The organism is Enterococcus sp. AZ177 (assembly GCF_050544585.1).
GTDB classification, from domain to species: Bacteria; Bacillota; Bacilli; order Lactobacillales; family Enterococcaceae; genus Enterococcus_L; species Enterococcus_L plantarum.
The window spans coordinates 2,514,219-2,531,710 of record NZ_CP172944.1 but is presented as its reverse complement, the minus strand read 5'-3'; the positions used below and the strand labels follow the sequence as shown (position 1 = coordinate 2,531,710).

The following is a 17,492-nucleotide window of genomic DNA, read 5'->3' as shown; positions in this document are numbered from 1 at the left end:
TGATAAAAAATAGTTCAATCCTAAAAAAAATAATAGAAATAGGTAAAAAAGTCTGAAATATTTGGTACTATAAGAGGAGAAGTTTCTTATCTGTTCAATTTGATTGTAGCAGTGGATTATACACAGGGATTAAGAACCACTTAATTTTAAAAGAAAAGGAGAAAAAATAATGCTAACAGAAAAACAAAAACGTTTCGCCGATAGCTTAGAAGAAGAGCTGATTCACATTAGACGACATCTTCATCAAAATCCAGAAATTGGCATGGAATTGCCGAACACTGTCGCTTTTGTAAAAGAGAAATTAACAGAATATGGCTATGAACCAGAAGCTTGCGGAGAGTCAGGTGTCACGGTAGTTGCAGGCAAAAAGAGTGGGAAAACATTCTTATTACGTGGTGATATGGATGCATTACCTATCCAAGAATTGACTGATTTGCCTTTTAAATCGGAAAATGGCTATATGCATGCATGCGGTCATGATATGCATACAACAATGCTCCTTGGAGCCGCTAAGTTATTAAAAGAATTTGAAGATGAGCTAGAAGGTCAAGTGAAATTACTATTTCAACCAGGGGAAGAAATTCTTTCAGGCTCAAAAGAGTGTATCAAAAATCATGTACTGGAAAATCCTAAAGTAGACGCTGGAATGATGATTCATGTTTTCCCGTTTAAAGGATTTAAGGCAGGACAAATCATGCCAACACCAGCAGGGACATTTATGGCTAGTGCGGATTGGTTTGAAATCAACATTAAAGGTCGAGGCGGACATGGGTCACAACCAGAGACTGCGATCGATCCAATCAACGTAGCCGTTCATATTTACACAGCCTTACAAGAACTTTCAGCAAGAGAAATTGGGTCAGAAGAACGCTTTGTTCTGACAATTGGTGAATTTACTGGAGGTACGCCGGGTGCGTCAAATATTATTCCAGAAACAACGGTAATGAAAGGAACTCTTAGAACCTTAAAAGAAGAGGTTCGTGAGCAGGTCAAAGAACGAATGACCGTTATGGCTGAGAATATTGCTAAGGCGTTTCGTGCTGAAGCAGAAGTTGTTTTCACTAATGGCTGTACGCCGAATGTGAATGATCCAGATTTAACGATCTTTGCCAAAGAAACGCTAATTGAAACTTTTGGTACGGATCGGATCGTAGCTATTCCGACATCAACACCGCTTATGGGCAGTGAGGATTTTGGTGAAATCAGTCAATTGATTCCAACAACGACTGTTTTATTAGTCGCATCAGAAGAAAATATCAATCTTCATAATCCAGCGATTGTTTTTGATGAATCTGTTTTAGTTGAAGGGGCGAAAGTCTACACAGATACAGCAATGTCTTGGCTAAAAAAAGGACAAAATTCATAATATTTTTATATGGAATAGCTTATGAACTGGAGGGATAGAAGTGGTTAAATCAGATATTGAAATTGCACAAGAAGCAACAATGCTGCCTATTGCGAAAGTAGCAGAAAAAATTGGTTTAAATGAAGAACAATTTGAGTCTTATGGAAAATATAAAGCAAAAATCGAAGTTGAAAAAATCGACGCAACTAAAGAAGGAAAAGTGATCCTGGTTACAGCCATCACGCCAACACCGGCTGGTGAAGGAAAAACAACGACCGTTGTCGGATTAGGTGATGCGTTGAATCGAATTGGAAAAAATACGATCATTGCATTAAGAGAACCTTCTTTGGGCCCAGTTTTTGGGATAAAAGGAGGAGCTGCTGGTGGTGGTTATGCTCAAGTTGTGCCAATGGAAGATATCAACCTTCATTTTACAGGGGATTTTCATGCAATTGGAGCAGCAAATAACTTGTTAGCAGCAATCATTGATAATCACATTTTTCAAGGAAATGAACTAGGCATTGATAATCGCCGAATCACTTGGAAACGAGCAGTTGATATGAATGATCGACAATTAAGACAGATTGTAGATGGTTTAGGTGCTCGCGTTAATGGTGTTCCTAGAGAAGATGGGTTTGAAATCACTGTTGCATCAGAAATCATGGCTATTTTGTGTTTGTCCAATGATATTGAAGACTTAAAAGAAAACCTAGCGAATATCATTATTGGCTACACATACGATAATCAACCAGTTACAGCGAAAGAATTGAATGCGCAAGGTGCAATGACCGCTTTACTGAAAGATGCAATCAAACCTAATTTAGTTCAAACCTTAGAAAATAATCCAGCCTTGATCCATGGTGGGCCATTTGCGAATATCGCTCACGGGTGTAATAGTGTGATCGCAACCAAGACGGCTAGAAAATTAGCTGATTACGTAGTGACAGAAGGGGGCTTTGGTGCTGATTTAGGTGCGGAAAAATTTATCGATATCAAATGCCGAAAATCTGGTATTCGACCTTCAGCCGTTGTAGTCGTGGCAACAGTTCGCGCACTAAAAATGCATGGTGGTGTTTCAAAAGATCAGCTTGGGGTTGAAAATGTAGCTGCGTTAACAAAAGGCTTACCGAATCTTTTAAAACACATCGAAAATACAACAACCGTTTTTGGTCTACCAACCGTTGTTGCTATTAATAAATTCCCAACGGATACCGAGGCAGAATTGAATCTTGTCAAAGAAGAATGTCAAAAACGTAATGTAAATGTGGTTCTTTCAGATGTCTGGGAACATGGCGGTGCTGGTGGTGAAGAGTTAGCGAGAGAAGTCGTTCGTTTAGCAGATCAGGACAATCACTTTTCATTTGCTTATCCAGATGAACTACCAATTAAAGAAAAAATTAGTGCGATTGTAGAAAAAATATATGGTGGAAATGCAGTTCGTTATGAACCAATTGCTGAAAGAGAAATTGCCAAACTAGAAAAATTAGGGTTTGCTCATCTGCCAATTTGTATGGCGAAGACTCAATATTCACTTTCAGATGATCAAACGAAATTGGGGAGACCAACTGGTTTTACGATAACAATCAGTAATATCAAGATATCAGCGGGTGCTGGCTTTATCGTTGCTTACACAGGAACAGTGATGACCATGCCAGGATTACCGAAAAAAGCGGCTTATGAAAAAATCGATGTTGATTCTAGCGGAAAGATAATTGGCCTATTTTAAAGTAAAATCAAACACAATAGAAGAAAATAACAGCGGGGACAGAAGCGTTTAATCTCGAGAAATAAGAAAGAATTCACGAAAATTTTTTTTTAGTTTTGGTGACCAAGTAGGTACTGTGGGACATCATCTCGTTCCTTGTTGTGCTTTACAGCAATTTCAGCTTATTTCCGAAGCCTTCAAATCTTAGTGCTTTAGCACTTAGAATTTGATGTGATCGAAGCGAAGCGTTGTTTAGTCGTATTTAGGGTGTGATACAAAAGTGATGTTTACTTTTGTATCACACTCTATTTCATATTTTAAGAAGTAAAACGCAAGATAAATCATCTTTCGTTAAATTGAATAGCAGATGTGTCTTGACACGCACCTTTTTCTCCCTTAAAATAAAGATTGTTATATATGTCAAGACACATCGGAGGAGAGCATGAAAAAGAATTCAGTTAGACAGTTGACGATATCAGCTTTACTCGTTGCAATGGGCATCATTATTCCTATGGTTATGCCAAGAATCACGATAGGGCCAGCTTCATTTACTTTAGCTAGTCATGTGCCAGTATTTTTAGCGATGTTTTTTTCACCAGGAGTGGCAGTTGCTGTTAGTTTAGGTACTGGCTTTGGTTTCTTTCTGTCAGCAACACCAATCATAGCAGTAAGAGCACTTTCTCATTTACTTTTTGCTCTTATCGGTGCGATGTATTTACAAAAACATCCGACAATCGTTTTAACTAAAAATAAATTTAGTTTATTTAACGGTCGCTTTCAACTGTTTAACTTTGTGATTGGCTTAATACATTCAGTTGCAGAATTAGCTGTAGTTAGTGCTTTTTATACGATGGGAAATATGCCGGAAACGTATTACACACAAGGATATATGTACTCGATCTTTTTGTTGATGGGCATCGGTGGATTAATTCATAGTTTGGTCGACTACAACATTGCGTATTTTGTGGCAAATGCATTAAGCAAACAATTTGATATTCCAGTATTTAGTCAGGCTAAAAAACTGGAACAAGTATAAATAACGATTCTTCCCCAAGAGACTAGGATATGACCTAACAAGTTGTATCCTTTTTTTATAAAAAAACCGTTTTTTCAACATATAAAGGATGATAGATACTTGATTTATATGGATATCCGATCATTTGATAAAGAATATTCGATTTTATTCCTAAAGTTATTTATTTATTCCTCGAAATGCACTATACTATCTAGTTGATAGGAGGGATTTTTTGGAAAATAAATATGAAAAATTTAATTTGATATTATCAATTATTGGGTTGATTGGTAGTTTTGTTTTTGCGTTATTTGAAAAACAAACGATTGCACTTATTGCACTTGTGTTAGGTCTGATTTGTTTTTATGGTTGGATCCAGTTTAAAGGGTTTACTGGAAGAAAAAAATGGGGGCTGCTCCTTTTAGGAGGCGCAGTATTATTAATGGGGACGAGTGCTTATATTTTATTTGGTAGCTTAGAGCCAGAGCTTGCCCAAAAAAAGGATAGCACAATCAACAGTTCGACAGTCAGCATCAAAGATACAACAACTTCTTCAAAAGAGTCGTCAGTGAAAACCCACTATACTCAAAATCAATTGCCGGATGGTTGGCAGCCGATAGTCGATTTTTCTGTACATAATCAGATAAAAATCACAGATACAGGTCATTTGACGATCGATTTTCGTTTTCAAAATAAAAGCATTTCTGGAAAAGTATTGTCCGAAACATCTGGAAAAGAAATTACAACATTTAATCTTTATGAAAGTAACGGTGTGCCCACAGTCGAATCGCTTAATTTAGATTTAGCGGCCGATACCTATAGTATTGTTTTAACCGAAAATCAAACGTATCAGGAAAAAGAACAAGAAGAAAAAATGGAATGGAAAGCAACATTTGTGTCATTTGAATCGAATGAAAAAGAACCAAATAATGATATGGAATCAGCGATTGTACTGAAAAATGGGAATGAAATAAGCGCTAATTTTACACAAGAAGATGAATTAGATTATTATAAATTTTTAGCAGAAAATGCTGGTACACTAAAAGTTACCACGACAATGTATATGGGTGCAGTTGATTTTGCTTTGCTCGACCAAGATGGAAAAGAAATCAAAACAAATAATTTTTATGATTCTGAAGCATCAATGAAAGAACCAAAAACAGAAGAATTAATGTTTGATTTAGAAGCAGGAACATACTATGTCCGTTACAAAAAAAAGGATACTGGCAAATATGAAATTAAATTAGATTTTACGATTAGTAATAGTGTATTAAAAACAAAAAATGATACCTTAGAGAAATCCTTGGAAGTCAATTCTGGTGATACAAAAAATATGTTTTTCTCAATGCAAGATGATTGTCACTATTTCAAAATCACTGCTGCACAATCAGGGAAATTGAAGGTTCGGGTTTCCGCTAATTTTCAATCAATGGAATTGGAAATTATTAATGCGGCAGATAAACTAACTGTCAAAAAGGAAAATCTATATCTAAACGGATCAGAAAAAGAAGTGAAATCAGAAGAATTAGAGTATGATTTAGATGCAGGAACTTATTATATCAAATGCAAACGTAATTCGAGTAGCACAGGAAACTATGAGATAGCCATTAATTGGTTATAAAATAAGAGTGTAAGGAAGATGTCAGAGAAACATTTGATTTTTTCCTTACACCCTTTTCACTTTTTTGAACGATTTAAGACAATTTAATCACTTGTTCAGTTTCTGGATCGAAGAAGTGAGCTTTGTTGATATTGAATGCTAAGTCGACCATTTCTTCTGGTTTATGAAAATCACGCGCATCTACTTTTGAAATAAACTCTGTATCACCTAATCTTGTATAGAGCATTGTTTCAGCACCTAATAATTCAGACACCACGACTTCAGAACGAACGACAGCATTGTTCATTGTATCTAAGGCAACCTGTTCGCTGTGAATAGCTTCAGGTCTAATGCCAAAGATAACAGTTTTACCTTCATAGCCTTTTTCAACTAATAATTTATTTTTTCCTTCCGGAATTATAAGTTCTAATCCGTGGCCGTCACGTATGACGCCATTAGTTAAGGTTACCGTAAAGAAGTTCATGGCAGGTGATCCGATAAAGCCAGCAACAAAGACATTATTTGGTGTATTGTAGACTTCTTTTGGTGTTCCGATTTGTTGAATAAATCCGTCTTTCATAATGACGATACGATCGGCCATAGTCATAGCTTCTGTTTGGTCATGGGTAACGTAAACGGTCGTTGTTTCTAGTCGACGGTGTAATTTGGCGATTTCGGCTCGCATGGCTACGCGTAATTTTGCATCTAAGTTAGATAAAGGCTCGTCCATTAAAAATACTTTCGCATCCCGAACGATTGCTCGACCCAAAGCGACACGTTGACGTTGTCCGCCAGATAAAGCAGCTGGTTTACGATGTAAATAATCAGTCAACCCTAAAATTTCTCCGGCGTTTTCAACACGATTTTTAATTTCCGCTTTATCATATTTACGTAGTTTTAAGCCAAAGGCCATATTGTCAAAGACAGTCATATGAGGATATAAGGCATAGTTTTGGAACACCATTGCGATATCACGATCTTTTGGCGCAACATCGTTCATTACGTTTCCACCAATAGAAAGTTCACCTTCAGTGATATCTTCAAGTCCTGCAATCATTCGCAACGTAGTTGATTTACCACAGCCTGAAGGGCCTACAAAAACAATAAATTCGCGGTCTGCAATTTCTAAGTTAAAATCTGTTACAGAGTAATTTTCTGCATGATCATATTTTTTATAGACATGTTTTAACGCCATTTCTACCATTCTCGTCACTCTTTTCTCTTTTTATTGTATCCTTAGTATAAATGAAAGCGCTATACATTCTCAACGTAAGGTTGCACAAGAAAGAGTCAATTTCTTCGTCAAAGTGACAAAGTAGCAATCATTCCTTTAACTCTATATTGGAAGATTTTGTTATAATAAGAAAAAGACTGAATTGAGGGATAACGAATGAAAATTGCATTGATAGCACACGATCGAAAGAAAGAATTAATGGTCAAATTGACTTTAGCGTATCAACCAATACTAAAAGAACACGAATTATTTGCGACTGGAACGACTGGCTTGAAAATTTCTGAAGCTACTGGGTTGCCTGTTCATCGTTTTAAATCTGGACCATTAGGTGGAGATCAACAAATCGGAGCAATGATTTCAGAAGATAAATTAGACATGGTCATTTTTTTGCGAGATCCATTAGCAGCACAACCTCACGAACCAGACGTAACAGCACTGATTCGTTTGAGTGATGTTTATGAAATTCCTTTGGCAACCAACATCGGTACGGCAGAGATTTTATTAAGAGGCTTACAAGCAGGTTTTGCGGACTTTAGAAATGTCGTTCATGCATTAGACAATAAACCATTGTCTTTCTAATGATGTTTCGTCTAAGTTAGTTGCAGCAAGGTAGGGAATATGTTATATTTCGTTTAGGCTTAGGCCTAAATAAAACAGAGTAGGAAATAAAGCGTTAAGTGCTGAAAGGATGGGATGTTGCCTTTCGGACGAAGAATAGATGAGAGTAGTGAAATAGCTAGACCAGTTCGTTTTACTTTTCTATGGTATAGTTGCACGAACCATCTCTTTAGGAAAATAGATAAAGTATCAGTGAAACAAAAAGCGTTTCAATACTACTTTCCTAATTTTCAAAAGAGACGACCAGTTCGTTTCACTTTTCTATATTCGCGGTTTTGTTTTCGCATTCGCTGCATATTTTGTGTAGCAGCTCTTAGAGGAGATGCTAGAAATGAAGAAAAGAAAAATTGATACACGAACCATTACGCTGATGAGTTTACTGATTGCGTTAATGGTGGTTTTTACACGGTTTATTTCGTTTGAAACACAGTTTTTACGAGTTAGTTTGACCTTTATTCCGGAATCACTGATGGCCATTCTGTTTGGACCGTTTTGGACAGGGATCGGCAGTGCTATAGCGGATACGGTCGGCATGTTATTATTTCCTAAAGGTCCTTATTTTCCTGGGTTTACCCTGAATGCATTTATTTCTGGTGCGATTTATGGATTCTTTTATTACAAGAAGGAATTAACATGGAAGCGAGTAATCATGGCGACATTATCTGTTACGTTGATTATTCACATGTTTTTAACGCCTTTGTGGCTTGGTTTGATGTACGGTGTGAATATTTCCAACCTTGCTTGGTGGGCACCTAGAATCGTGAAGAATATTATCTTTTTCCCGATACAAGTAGTAGCCACTTACTATTTAGGAAATAAAATTCCTTATAAACAACTTTTGAATAGATCATTGACCAATTTAAAATAAAAAAAGAACCCTCAACTTTCCAACATCCCAAGGAAGTTTGAGGGTTTTTTCTTTAATAAAAAGAATCACAATTGATTTTTAAATTGCGCTTCATACAAGGCGTGATAATAACCATCTGTTTTATTGATCAACTCATCGTGACTACCAATCTCAACCACAGAACCTTGCTCCATGACTAAAATTTTATCTGCATTTTTAATAGTAGAAAGTCGGTGAGCAATCACAAAACTTGTGCGGCCATCCATCATTTGTAAGAAGGCATCTTGTATATTTTTTTCGGTCAAAGTATCAACAGAGCTAGTCGCTTCGTCTAAAATCAGCATCGGTGGATCACTGATCATCGTTCTAGCAATCGTCATCAGTTGTCGTTGTCCTTCGGAAATTTTGATGCCACTGGCACCGATCAGAGTATCTAATCCTTCAGGTAAGCGAGTGACAAAATCAAAAATATAAGCTTTTTTCATCGCAGCTTCAATTTGAGCCTCGGTTGCTTTAGGATTTCCATAAGTCAGATTATCACGGATCGTGCTATCAAATAACCAAGTATCTTGCAAAACCATCCCAAAGCTTTTACGCAAACTATCTCTTGTCACTTGCGTGATTGTATGACTATCAATCAAAATTTGTCCATGATCTACTTCGTAAAAACGCATCAATAAATTAACCAAGGTTGATTTGCCAGCACCTGTTTTTCCTACAATAGCAATTGTTTCACCAGGAAATGCAGTTAAATTAAAATCTTGGATCAATGGTTTTGAGGGGGTATAAGCAAAATCTACATGTTCAAATACGACTTTGCCTGTAACATCATTTAGGACAAGTGCATGTTCACCATCTGGTTTTTCTTCAGGTTGACTGATAATGTCAAATGTACGATCTAATCCGGCCAATGCAGTTTGAATTTGAGTAGTGATTCCTGACAACTCAATAAACGGTTTAGAAAACTGACTTGAATAAATGGTAAAACTAGAGATTATACCAATCGTAATTGCTTGATTCCCACTTAATAACAGCAAGCCACCAACAAGACCAATCGATAGATAGGCTAGATGATCAATAAAACGGGAAAGTGGGTTTGTGAGTGAAGACGAGAACTGTGCTTTTTGCCCGCGTACATACAAATCTTGATTCAAGGATTCAAAACGTTGTTGGGCAACATTTTCTTGTTGAAATGCTTTGACGATTTTTTGATTGCCAACCATTTCAGAAACGTAACCAGAAATTTCACCCACGATTTTTTGCTGAGCAGAAAAGTTTTTCTGAGACGATTTTGCAACGATCCAATTGACTAGAAAAATAATTGGTGTAGCAATCAGAACAACAGCTGTAAGGAGTGGACTTAGTTTGAGCATAAAGAAAAATGCAATGATTACTACAGAAAGTCCTGAAAATAATTGGTTAAAAACAGCTGAGCAGGCGACAGATATGTTATCCATATCATTTGTAAAACGACTAACAATATTTCCGTGAGATGTTTGATCATAATAAGTTAAAGGTAGACGATTTAAATGAGCAAAAGCATCTTTTCGTAGTTCTGCCACTGAGAGGTAAGACACGCGATTACCTAAACGTTGGATCAGCCATTGACTGATCACTGTAATGACCAAAATCCCAGCTAACATAGCAAGTAATCCCAAGAGAATCGTAAAATCAACATTGCCTTTTCCAATCATTGTATCTACAGATTTCCCCATGTAATAAGTCATCAAAACGGTGGTTAATCCACTAAGAATTCCTAGAACAACTGCCGCAATCATTTCCTTAGGGTATCGGAGTAAATAGGGCATGAAACGATTAAATGAATTTGTCGTTGTTTTTTTGGGTGTCATTCGTTCGTTTCCTCCTCTTGTGAAGCGACGATTTCTTGATAAGCTTTAGATTGACGTAATAATTCTTCGTGGGTTCCTAGCCCAACTTGTTGACCACTAGCTAATACTAAAATTTGATCTGCTTGTTGAATCGAACTGATTCGCTGTGAAATGATAATAAGCGTCGTTTCCTTTAAATCTCTTCGTAATGCAGTACGTAAATTTAAATCCGTTTGATAGTCTAAGGCACTCAACGAATCATCTAAAATCAAAACGTCCGGTTTATGAATCAAAGCACGTGCAATGGTTAAGCGTTGTTTTTGGCCACCGGAAAAATTTTTCCCACCTTCGTATACTTTTGTATCTAAACCATCACTTAAGTTTTCAACAAAATCCTTGCATTGAGCGGTTTCTAATGCTTGCCAACATTCTTCATCGGTCGCATTTTCTTTCCCCCATTGAAGGTTTTCGCGAATTGTACCTGTAAATAATACCGCAGTTTGTGGTGTGATCGCGATTTTTTTGCGTAGTTTTTCTATAGACCAATCACGAACGTTGATTCCATCAACAAATAAATTTCCTTCACTAGTATCATAAAAGCGAGGAATCAATTGAGTCAAGGTACTCTTTCCGCCACCAGTCGGTCCTGTAATACCCAGAATTGAATTTTTAGGAATTTTTAATGAAATATCTCTCAAAGCCAATCCAGCAGTTGGTTGGTAACGGAAAGAAACATGATCAAAGACGATTTCTTTTGTGTTACCATCAGACGAAAGACCGTGCTGTGTTGCTTGAATGCTTGGCTCAACAGCTAATACTTCCTGAACTCTTGATGCAGAAGCTGAAGCACGCGTAAAAATGATAACTAAATTTGAAACAACAATCAATGCAAGCAACATCTGATTCATATAATTGATCAAAGCCAACACTTCACCTTGCTGTAATCCACCGATTTCGACTTTGATTCCACCAAGATAGAGCAAAGCTAAAATGCCGAGGTTCATTACTAAAGTAGTAGCAGGAGTCAACAATGCCGAGATATTCGAAACACGAATATAGATTGAAGAAAGATCATCCGTCACCTCATTGACATGTTTTTCTTCTGTTTGTTTTCTGGCAAAGGCCCGAATGACTCGAACGCCACTTAGATTTTGGCTGATTTGTCGATTTAACAGATCTAGTTTTTCTTGAACTTTTTTATACAAAGGCACAGTTGTTTTGATAATAAAATAAAGAATAAGGCAAAAAATTGGCAACATCAGTAGGAAAATAAGGCCCATCTGTACATTGATATAAAAAGCCATGATAACGGAACCGATACTGAGAAAAGGAGCTCGAATCACGAGGCGGATCAGCATCGCCAAAGCAAGCTGTAGCTGATTAATATCATTTGTCATCCGTGTAATCAAGGTATCTGTTCCAAAACTGTTTAATTCAGCGTGGGAAAGCTGGTTGATCTTTTTCATCAATTGATTTCTCAATTCTGTTCCAAATCCTTGTGAAGCAATAGAAGAATAGTATTGACAGATCATTACACAGACTAATCCAATGACGGACATCAACAGCATCCAACCTGCCATTTGGATCACATAACTTCGGTCATTATTTCGAATACCTTGATCGACTAAACGAGCCATAAATAATGGTAAAACTAACTCAAAACAAGCTTCTAGAAACTTAAAAAATGGGCCTAGAATGATTTGCTTGCGGTATTTTTTCGCATAGATGAGTAAACTGAACATGGTTTTCCTCCTAAATTTAAAAGTGTAACGGGCTCGTCCAGTCTGATAGAAAACTGAACGAATAAATAGAAAGCAATGAACAAAAATAATTTTTCTCTTCTATTGTATATCAATTGCTACTGAGAATAAAGTTGCTCGCATTAACCCATGGTTATTTGTTACAATAACGAATAAATGCTAATTTAAAGGAGAAGACACATGAATGAATTTATTAAGATCGTTTTATTATTTTTCATCTACTCATTTATCGGTTGGCTGTGGGAGACAGTTTACTGTTCATTGAAAGCTAGAAAATTTGTATATCGAGGATTTTTAGTAGGCCCTTATTGTCCCATTTATGGTTTTGGTATTTTGGGGGTTCTCTACTTTTTAGAGCCGCTCAAACAAAATATCGTTATTTTGTACTTATTATCGACAGTTTTAGTAACGATTCTTGAATACATCACAAGTTATGGCCTAGAAAAAATGTTCCATGCTTCTTGGTGGGACTATAAAGATGTACCGCTGAATATAAATGGTCGGGTCGCTTTACCTGTTTCTCTCTTTTGGGGAATTGGTTGTGTCCTGATTGTACGCATCATTCATCCCAAGGTAATGCTATTCGAAGACTTTTTATCTGAAAAATTTGGTATCCTATTGCCAATAATCTTATTGCTTCTGATCATGACAGATTTGATTTACACATTGGGTAACATGCAGGCATTCAAAAAAGTTACAGCTCAAATCAGTACAGCTATTGAAGAACGCAAACAAGAACTAGAAACTGTATTGACTGAAAAACGTGATGAGCTTTCTTCCAACCTTTCTGAACTAAAAGAGACTGTTTCAGAAGGAATTAATGAACGAAAACAAGCAAAAACGACGGAAAGAAATTCTTTGATGGAAGAGTTTAAAGAAACACCAGCAATTAAAAAATTAGTAACACATCTGAACTACAATCAAAAACGCTGGGTGAGAAATTATCCCAAGTTAAAGCTGAAAAATGTGAAAAATCCTTCTGAAGTCCAACAAGTTATTAATAAAAACAAAAAAAAGTCTAAATAATTTTTCTTTAGTATAACAGTCTATTTTTGTGTTTCATACTTAAGGGAAATGCTGATAGATAGAGGTTTTAACAGGGGGACTAGCACTAAAACAAGTAAGAGAAAAAGGCTTAATGTTACAGAAAAACGGGCATTTTCGCAAAAATGTAATAAATTGTAACGATACTGCAACAAAATAACCCTTATAGATTAGTATAATAGGTGGAGTTGGATTTAGTTAGGAAAGGTGTTGGATTCAGTGAAAGTAAAAAAATTGATACCATTTTTAGCTGCTATCATGCTAGTAAATGTTGCTCTTCCAATCGGTGCCGCAGCAGAGTCATTAGATGAGCTGAAGGATAAAGAAGTACAAGCCGCACAAACGGGAGAATCACTTAGCCAAGATATCAATACAGCTTTAAATGATGTTAATGAAAAATACGCTGAAATTGAAAAACTTAAAGCAGATATTTCAAAAGCTGAAGAAACAATCAAGAACTCTGAAGCCGAAATAGCAGCAACAGAGCAAAGTATTGCACGCCGTAAAGAAGTCGTTGGAAATCGTATGAAAGATGTCCAGCTAAGTGGGGAACAGCGTACATGGCAAGTATTATTAGATGCTGAAAGTGTATCTGATTTCTTTAATAAAGCGTATGCGATGACTATCTTACAAAACGCAGAAAAAGAAAAGATTGATCGTCTATCTAAAGATAAAGAGAAATTGTCTGAACTTCAAGAAACTGTAAAAAACAAACAAAACGAATTACAAACCAACGAATCAAAATTACAGGACGAAGCCTCTGCAATGGACGAACAAGTTGTCACATTAAAAGAGCAATTATCTAATAATCAAGCAGCGTTACAACAAATCGCCAGCGAAAAACAGACAGAACAAAAACGTATCACAGATGAAAAGAAAGCTAGCGAAGCTCGTCAAAAGCAAGCTGCATTAGAAGAAGCAAAAAGAAAAACTAATGCTAGTTCTCAAGAAAGCTCAAGTAGCAGTTCATCATCAAGCATTGATTCAAGTAGCAGTAGCTCAAGCAGTGAAGAACAACCTGTTGTTACACCACCAACACCACCGGTAGAGGTACCAAGCACTGGTGAAGAAAATAACGGTGAATCAAACGGTCGAGTACTGTACATGCAATCAACAGCTTATTCATGGAAAGAAGCTGGTTCAGGATTCATTACTGCAACTGGAATTGATTTACGTTCACAAAGCAATGTGATCGCAGTTGACCCAAGTGTGATTCCATTAGGCTCTTTTGTTGAAGTCGAAGGATATGGTTTTGCTGTTGCTGGAGATACTGGTGGCGCAATTAACGGCAACATTATTGATGTACATTTCCCATCTGTTGAACAATGTTTAAACTGGGGTCGTAGAAATAATGTTAAAGTGACAATTCAATAAAAATAGGCACTCGTTTGAGTGTCTTTTTTTTGAGCAATTATTAAAACAAATTAAAAAACAATTGAATGTAATGCGTGAACAAAAAATAAATGGTACACTCAATAAAGAAAGTGAGGAATAACAATGATTCGTTTTGCTACAAAAGAAGACGGAGAGGCTATTGCTCCGTTAATATTAGTTATTTTAAAAGATATGGAATTGCCTTTATTAGAGATTGTTCCAGAAGAAACACTGTTAGCAGTTTTAGCTGAGGCAGTGGCAGACCCAACATATCGTTATGGTTACCAACGAGGTTTAGTCTACGAAGAAGACGGCCGAGTAGCTGGAATAGCATTTGGTTATCCTAATGAAGATGAGCCGATAATTGATGAACCACTAAAAAAAATCCTAAAAAATTATAATTTGGATGAAGAAATAAGACTATTTATTGATCCAGAGACCTTACCAGGTGAGTGGTATTTAGATTCAATTTCTGTTGATGAAAAGCATCGTGGATCAGGAATCGGATCCGCGTTATTGGATGCTCTGCCAAAGATGGCTAAAAGAGATGGAAAAGACATTATTGGACTAAGCGTGGATAAAGGAAATCCTAATGCTAAAAAGCTGTATAGTCGTAAAGGGTTTAAAGATGTTTCGGAGATGATGATCAGCGGCCATTTATACGATCATATGCAAAAAAAAATCAGCGAATAATTTTCGCTGATTTTTTAGTTATCTTAACAAGTTCCCCAACCGATGATTGGTTTACGAGTGGCATTCTTTTTTTTATTGTACAACCAATAATCTAGTACTGCTGCTACGCATATACATAACGGAGCATCTTCGTCATTTGAGACATTTAAGCTAAAATAGTCACCTGAAAAAAGAGTCGCTTTGTTCATGTCCATAACTTTATGGTTGACTTGATAAATGGAGTATTGGTGATTTTTAATGTCGCCTAAAACAGTCCAATGCAAATGTTGGATGTAATAAAAGTCAGCATTCAAATGTAAAATTTTTCGCAATACCCCAACTTTTTCAAACCCTTTATAGAGTTCAAATCTTGTACCAAAGGCAAATGAGGTTTGTTTGATACTAGCGACCAATTCACCACTCATCGCGTATAGAGTAAGTGCATCACCACGAGTTCCCCAACGTCCAACAAGTAAGAAAAGAGACTTGCCATCTTCATCTTTGACAATGGTTCTTGTGATATTGCTTAATTGTTGTTCTTGAATAAAAAACTCAGACACCTTAGCTCACCTCTTTTCTTTGTTGGTTCGCTTGTTCTATTATAAATTTTCTCGAATTGCTCGTAAGATTGCTTCGCCTACCCCATTTTCTAAGTTAGTAGAAGTGAGGTATTTTGCATGGTCTTTGACTTCTAATTCAGCATTTCCCATGGCAAAGCTAACATCAGCCCATTGAAGCATACTAACATCGTTGAAATTATCCCCAATCGTCATAACGTCTTTTGCAGAAATGCCACGGTCTTTTGCAACATGAGCGACTGCGATTCCTTTTTGTGCATTTTTATGATTGACTTCAATATTATTTTGAGCAGATGAAGTGACTGCTAAATCATTCAATTGGCGAATTTGACTACTTGCAGGCCCTAACACTTTTGGACCGTCCATACTAAAACCGATTATTTTGAGCACTTCTATATCATTTTGAGCAATCAAAGCGCGCATATCGTTTATATAGGTAATATCGAGTAAAGACAAGTGAGCTGCGGCCATGGCAATCGCTACTTTGTATGTCAAATGTGGCATTGATGTTGCGATATGAGAAGCGAAGTTCTCGATTCTTTTTTCTTGTTGTTCAGAATAAATGCCTTTGTTGGTAGAGACTTCAAAATAGATATTGTGTGCATCTAAAATGTCTAAGATTTCAGTTGTCGTCTTCTTGTCTATTCCAGCAGTAAAAAGTGAATTTCCAGCTTTATCAAATACTTGAGCACCATTTAGAGTAATCATTGCACATTTAATACCGGCTTCATCTAGAGCTGGTTTTGCCTCTGTATAAGCTCGGCCTGTAGCAACCATAAACTCAATACCTAAACGCTCAGCTTCTCTAATAGCAGAAGCATTGTCTTTTGAAATACCCATTTTTGAATCTAATAATGTTCCATCCATGTCTGAAGCAATCAATTTAATCATGAAATTTTCTACACCTCGTTTATTTAACTTATCTATAGTTTACCATGTTTTTTCTTTTTCAGTGTAGAAAAAATTTCCTTGTCACCTCATACAAAATCAGATATCCTTAAAGTGTAAAAGAAAGCATCCAGAATAGAAGTTTTAATTAGTAAGAATAGAAAAATACCGTACTGCAAAAAAATGAAGGAGGCTGGCAAATGAAAGCAATCATTCATAATAGTTGGCAAGATATTTTAGAAGAAGAGTTCACCAAGGAATATTATTTGAAATTACGAGATTTTTTAAAGCAGGAATATAGCGAGCAAACGATTTATCCAGATATGTATCACATATACTCAGCGTTAGAACTGACGTCTTATGAAGAGGTTAAAGTAGTAATATTAGGGCAAGATCCTTATCATGGTCCTAATCAGGCGCATGGATTGAGCTTCTCTGTACAACCTGGTGTTCGAACACCGCCTTCTTTAAAGAATATTTACAAAGAATTACAAGAAGATCTGGGGTATCCTCCTGTGTCCCATGGATTTTTAGAAAGTTGGGCAAAACAAGGTGTTCTCTTATTAAATACAGTTTTAACGGTTCGAAATGGTCAAGCATATTCTCATCGAGGCCAAGGGTGGGAAAAGTTGACGGATTCGATCATTAAAAAATTAAGTGAACGTGAGAAACCGATTGTATTTATTTTATGGGGCAAACCAGCGCAAGAAAAAATTAAAATGATTGATACCAACAAGCATATCATTATTCAATCGCCACACCCAAGTCCCTTGGCTGCACATCGCGGCTTCTTTGGCTCAAAGCCGTTTTCGAAAACAAATCAGGCTTTAGAGCAGTTAGGGGAGACCCCAATCAACTGGCAATTACCTGATACAGTGTCTTAAAACAGCTCTATCTGTTATAGTGCAGAAAGGCGAGTTTGTGAAAATAATATCAGAATCAGCATTTTTTACACTAATACAGCTATAAATAACTGTTATTTTCTT

General features: G+C 36.5%; 15 protein-coding genes and 1 riboswitch. Of the genes, 10 read left to right on the top strand and 5 right to left on the bottom strand.

Translation table 11 applies throughout. The features are described 5' to 3' along the window. Positions 1 to 169: 169 nt before the first annotated feature. The 4 genes from IGJ34_RS12505 to IGJ34_RS12490 all read left to right on the top strand — a co-directional run bounded on the left by IGJ34_RS12505 (position 170) and on the right by IGJ34_RS12490 (position 5,683). A complete protein-coding gene (locus tag IGJ34_RS12505) occupies positions 170 to 1,366 on the top strand; it encodes a M20 metallopeptidase family protein (RefSeq protein WP_206835746.1) in 1,197 nt (398 codons plus the stop codon). A 40-nt stretch (positions 1,367 to 1,406) separates the two neighbouring features. Then, the gene (locus IGJ34_RS12500) at positions 1,407 to 3,071 is read left to right on the top strand and encodes a formate--tetrahydrofolate ligase (RefSeq protein ID WP_206849626.1); all 1,665 of its coding nucleotides are present in this window, start codon (positions 1,407 to 1,409) and stop codon (positions 3,069 to 3,071) included. Between the two features lie 421 nt (positions 3,072 to 3,492). After that, complete coding sequence (locus IGJ34_RS12495) at positions 3,493 to 4,086, top strand: hypothetical protein (RefSeq protein WP_430597584.1); 594 nt, start codon at positions 3,493 to 3,495, stop codon at positions 4,084 to 4,086. Positions 4,087 to 4,297: 211 nt separating this feature from the next. Further along, complete coding sequence (locus IGJ34_RS12490; RefSeq protein WP_069654450.1) at positions 4,298 to 5,683, top strand: hypothetical protein; 1,386 nt, start codon at positions 4,298 to 4,300, stop codon at positions 5,681 to 5,683. 73 nt (positions 5,684 to 5,756) lie between these two features. Here IGJ34_RS12490 and IGJ34_RS12485 read toward each other — a convergent pair whose 3' ends face one another. Then, on the bottom strand, positions 5,757 to 6,866 hold the full coding sequence (locus tag IGJ34_RS12485) for an ABC transporter ATP-binding protein (protein ID WP_430597583.1): 1,110 nt from the start codon (positions 6,864 to 6,866) through the stop codon (positions 5,757 to 5,759). Between the two features lie 186 nt (positions 6,867 to 7,052). Here IGJ34_RS12485 and mgsA point away from each other — a divergent pair, with 186 nt between their 5' ends. Beyond that, positions 7,053 to 7,475, top strand: coding sequence for a methylglyoxal synthase (mgsA, locus tag IGJ34_RS12480; protein WP_069654448.1), 423 nt, complete (start codon positions 7,053 to 7,055; stop codon positions 7,473 to 7,475). A 73-nt stretch (positions 7,476 to 7,548) separates the two neighbouring features. After that, positions 7,549 to 7,684, top strand: a riboswitch (THF riboswitch). Positions 7,685 to 7,845: 161 nt separating this feature from the next. Next, a complete protein-coding gene (locus tag IGJ34_RS12475) occupies positions 7,846 to 8,382 on the top strand; it encodes a folate family ECF transporter S component (RefSeq protein ID WP_083241783.1) in 537 nt (178 codons plus the stop codon). A gap of 65 nt (positions 8,383 to 8,447) precedes the next feature. Here the strand turns inward: IGJ34_RS12475 and IGJ34_RS12470 are convergent, their stop codons facing one another. Continuing rightward, complete coding sequence (locus IGJ34_RS12470) at positions 8,448 to 10,211, bottom strand: ABC transporter ATP-binding protein (RefSeq protein WP_430597582.1); 1,764 nt, start codon at positions 10,209 to 10,211, stop codon at positions 8,448 to 8,450. After that, positions 10,208 to 11,932, bottom strand: coding sequence for an ABC transporter ATP-binding protein (locus tag IGJ34_RS12465; protein ID WP_206849630.1), 1,725 nt, complete (start codon positions 11,930 to 11,932; stop codon positions 10,208 to 10,210). The genes IGJ34_RS12470 and IGJ34_RS12465 overlap by 4 nt, the downstream gene beginning before the upstream one ends. A gap of 198 nt (positions 11,933 to 12,130) precedes the next feature. Here IGJ34_RS12465 and IGJ34_RS12460 point away from each other — a divergent pair, with 198 nt between their 5' ends. The 3 genes from IGJ34_RS12460 to IGJ34_RS12450 all read left to right on the top strand — a co-directional run bounded on the left by IGJ34_RS12460 (position 12,131) and on the right by IGJ34_RS12450 (position 15,061). Beyond that, positions 12,131 to 12,976, top strand: a complete 846-nt coding sequence (locus IGJ34_RS12460; RefSeq protein ID WP_430597581.1) for a putative ABC transporter permease — start codon at positions 12,131 to 12,133, stop codon at positions 12,974 to 12,976. Positions 12,977 to 13,204: 228 nt separating this feature from the next. After that, positions 13,205 to 14,368, top strand: a complete 1,164-nt coding sequence (locus tag IGJ34_RS12455) for a 3D domain-containing protein (RefSeq protein WP_430597580.1) — start codon at positions 13,205 to 13,207, stop codon at positions 14,366 to 14,368. A 123-nt stretch (positions 14,369 to 14,491) separates the two neighbouring features. Next, positions 14,492 to 15,061, top strand: coding sequence for a GNAT family N-acetyltransferase (locus IGJ34_RS12450; RefSeq protein ID WP_069654441.1), 570 nt, complete (start codon positions 14,492 to 14,494; stop codon positions 15,059 to 15,061). Between the two features lie 23 nt (positions 15,062 to 15,084). On the opposite strand, the gene IGJ34_RS12445 is transcribed toward IGJ34_RS12450, so the two are convergent. Together IGJ34_RS12445 and IGJ34_RS12440 are read right to left on the bottom strand one after the other, a co-directional pair. Beyond that, on the bottom strand, positions 15,085 to 15,600 hold the full coding sequence (locus IGJ34_RS12445) for an LURP-one-related/scramblase family protein (RefSeq protein ID WP_069654440.1): 516 nt from the start codon (positions 15,598 to 15,600) through the stop codon (positions 15,085 to 15,087). Between the two features lie 39 nt (positions 15,601 to 15,639). After that, complete coding sequence (locus tag IGJ34_RS12440; RefSeq protein ID WP_430597579.1) at positions 15,640 to 16,509, bottom strand: Cof-type HAD-IIB family hydrolase; 870 nt, start codon at positions 16,507 to 16,509, stop codon at positions 15,640 to 15,642. Between the two features lie 197 nt (positions 16,510 to 16,706). Between IGJ34_RS12440 and IGJ34_RS12435 the strand changes: the two genes are divergently transcribed. Beyond that, a complete protein-coding gene (locus tag IGJ34_RS12435) occupies positions 16,707 to 17,390 on the top strand; it encodes a uracil-DNA glycosylase (protein ID WP_069654438.1) in 684 nt (227 codons plus the stop codon). Positions 17,391 to 17,492: the final 102 nt, after the last annotated feature.

Coding starts and splice junctions, on each gene's coding strand:
- IGJ34_RS12450 (WP_069654441.1), top strand. CDS start 14,492: ATGATTCGTTTTGCTACAAAAGAAGACGGAGAGGCTATTGCTCCGTTA.
- IGJ34_RS12485 (WP_430597583.1), bottom strand. CDS start 6,866: ATGGTAGAAATGGCGTTAAAACATGTCTATAAAAAATATGATCATGCA.
- IGJ34_RS12465 (WP_206849630.1), bottom strand. CDS start 11,932: ATGTTCAGTTTACTCATCTATGCGAAAAAATACCGCAAGCAAATCATT.
- IGJ34_RS12505 (WP_206835746.1), top strand. CDS start 170: ATGCTAACAGAAAAACAAAAACGTTTCGCCGATAGCTTAGAAGAAGAG.
- IGJ34_RS12460 (WP_430597581.1), top strand. CDS start 12,131: ATGAATGAATTTATTAAGATCGTTTTATTATTTTTCATCTACTCATTT.
- mgsA (WP_069654448.1), top strand. CDS start 7,053: ATGAAAATTGCATTGATAGCACACGATCGAAAGAAAGAATTAATGGTC.
- IGJ34_RS12440 (WP_430597579.1), bottom strand. CDS start 16,509: ATGATTAAATTGATTGCTTCAGACATGGATGGAACATTATTAGATTCA.
- IGJ34_RS12470 (WP_430597582.1), bottom strand. CDS start 10,211: ATGACACCCAAAAAAACAACGACAAATTCATTTAATCGTTTCATGCCC.
- IGJ34_RS12475 (WP_083241783.1), top strand. CDS start 7,846: ATGAAGAAAAGAAAAATTGATACACGAACCATTACGCTGATGAGTTTA.
- IGJ34_RS12495 (WP_430597584.1), top strand. CDS start 3,493: ATGAAAAAGAATTCAGTTAGACAGTTGACGATATCAGCTTTACTCGTT.
- IGJ34_RS12435 (WP_069654438.1), top strand. CDS start 16,707: ATGAAAGCAATCATTCATAATAGTTGGCAAGATATTTTAGAAGAAGAG.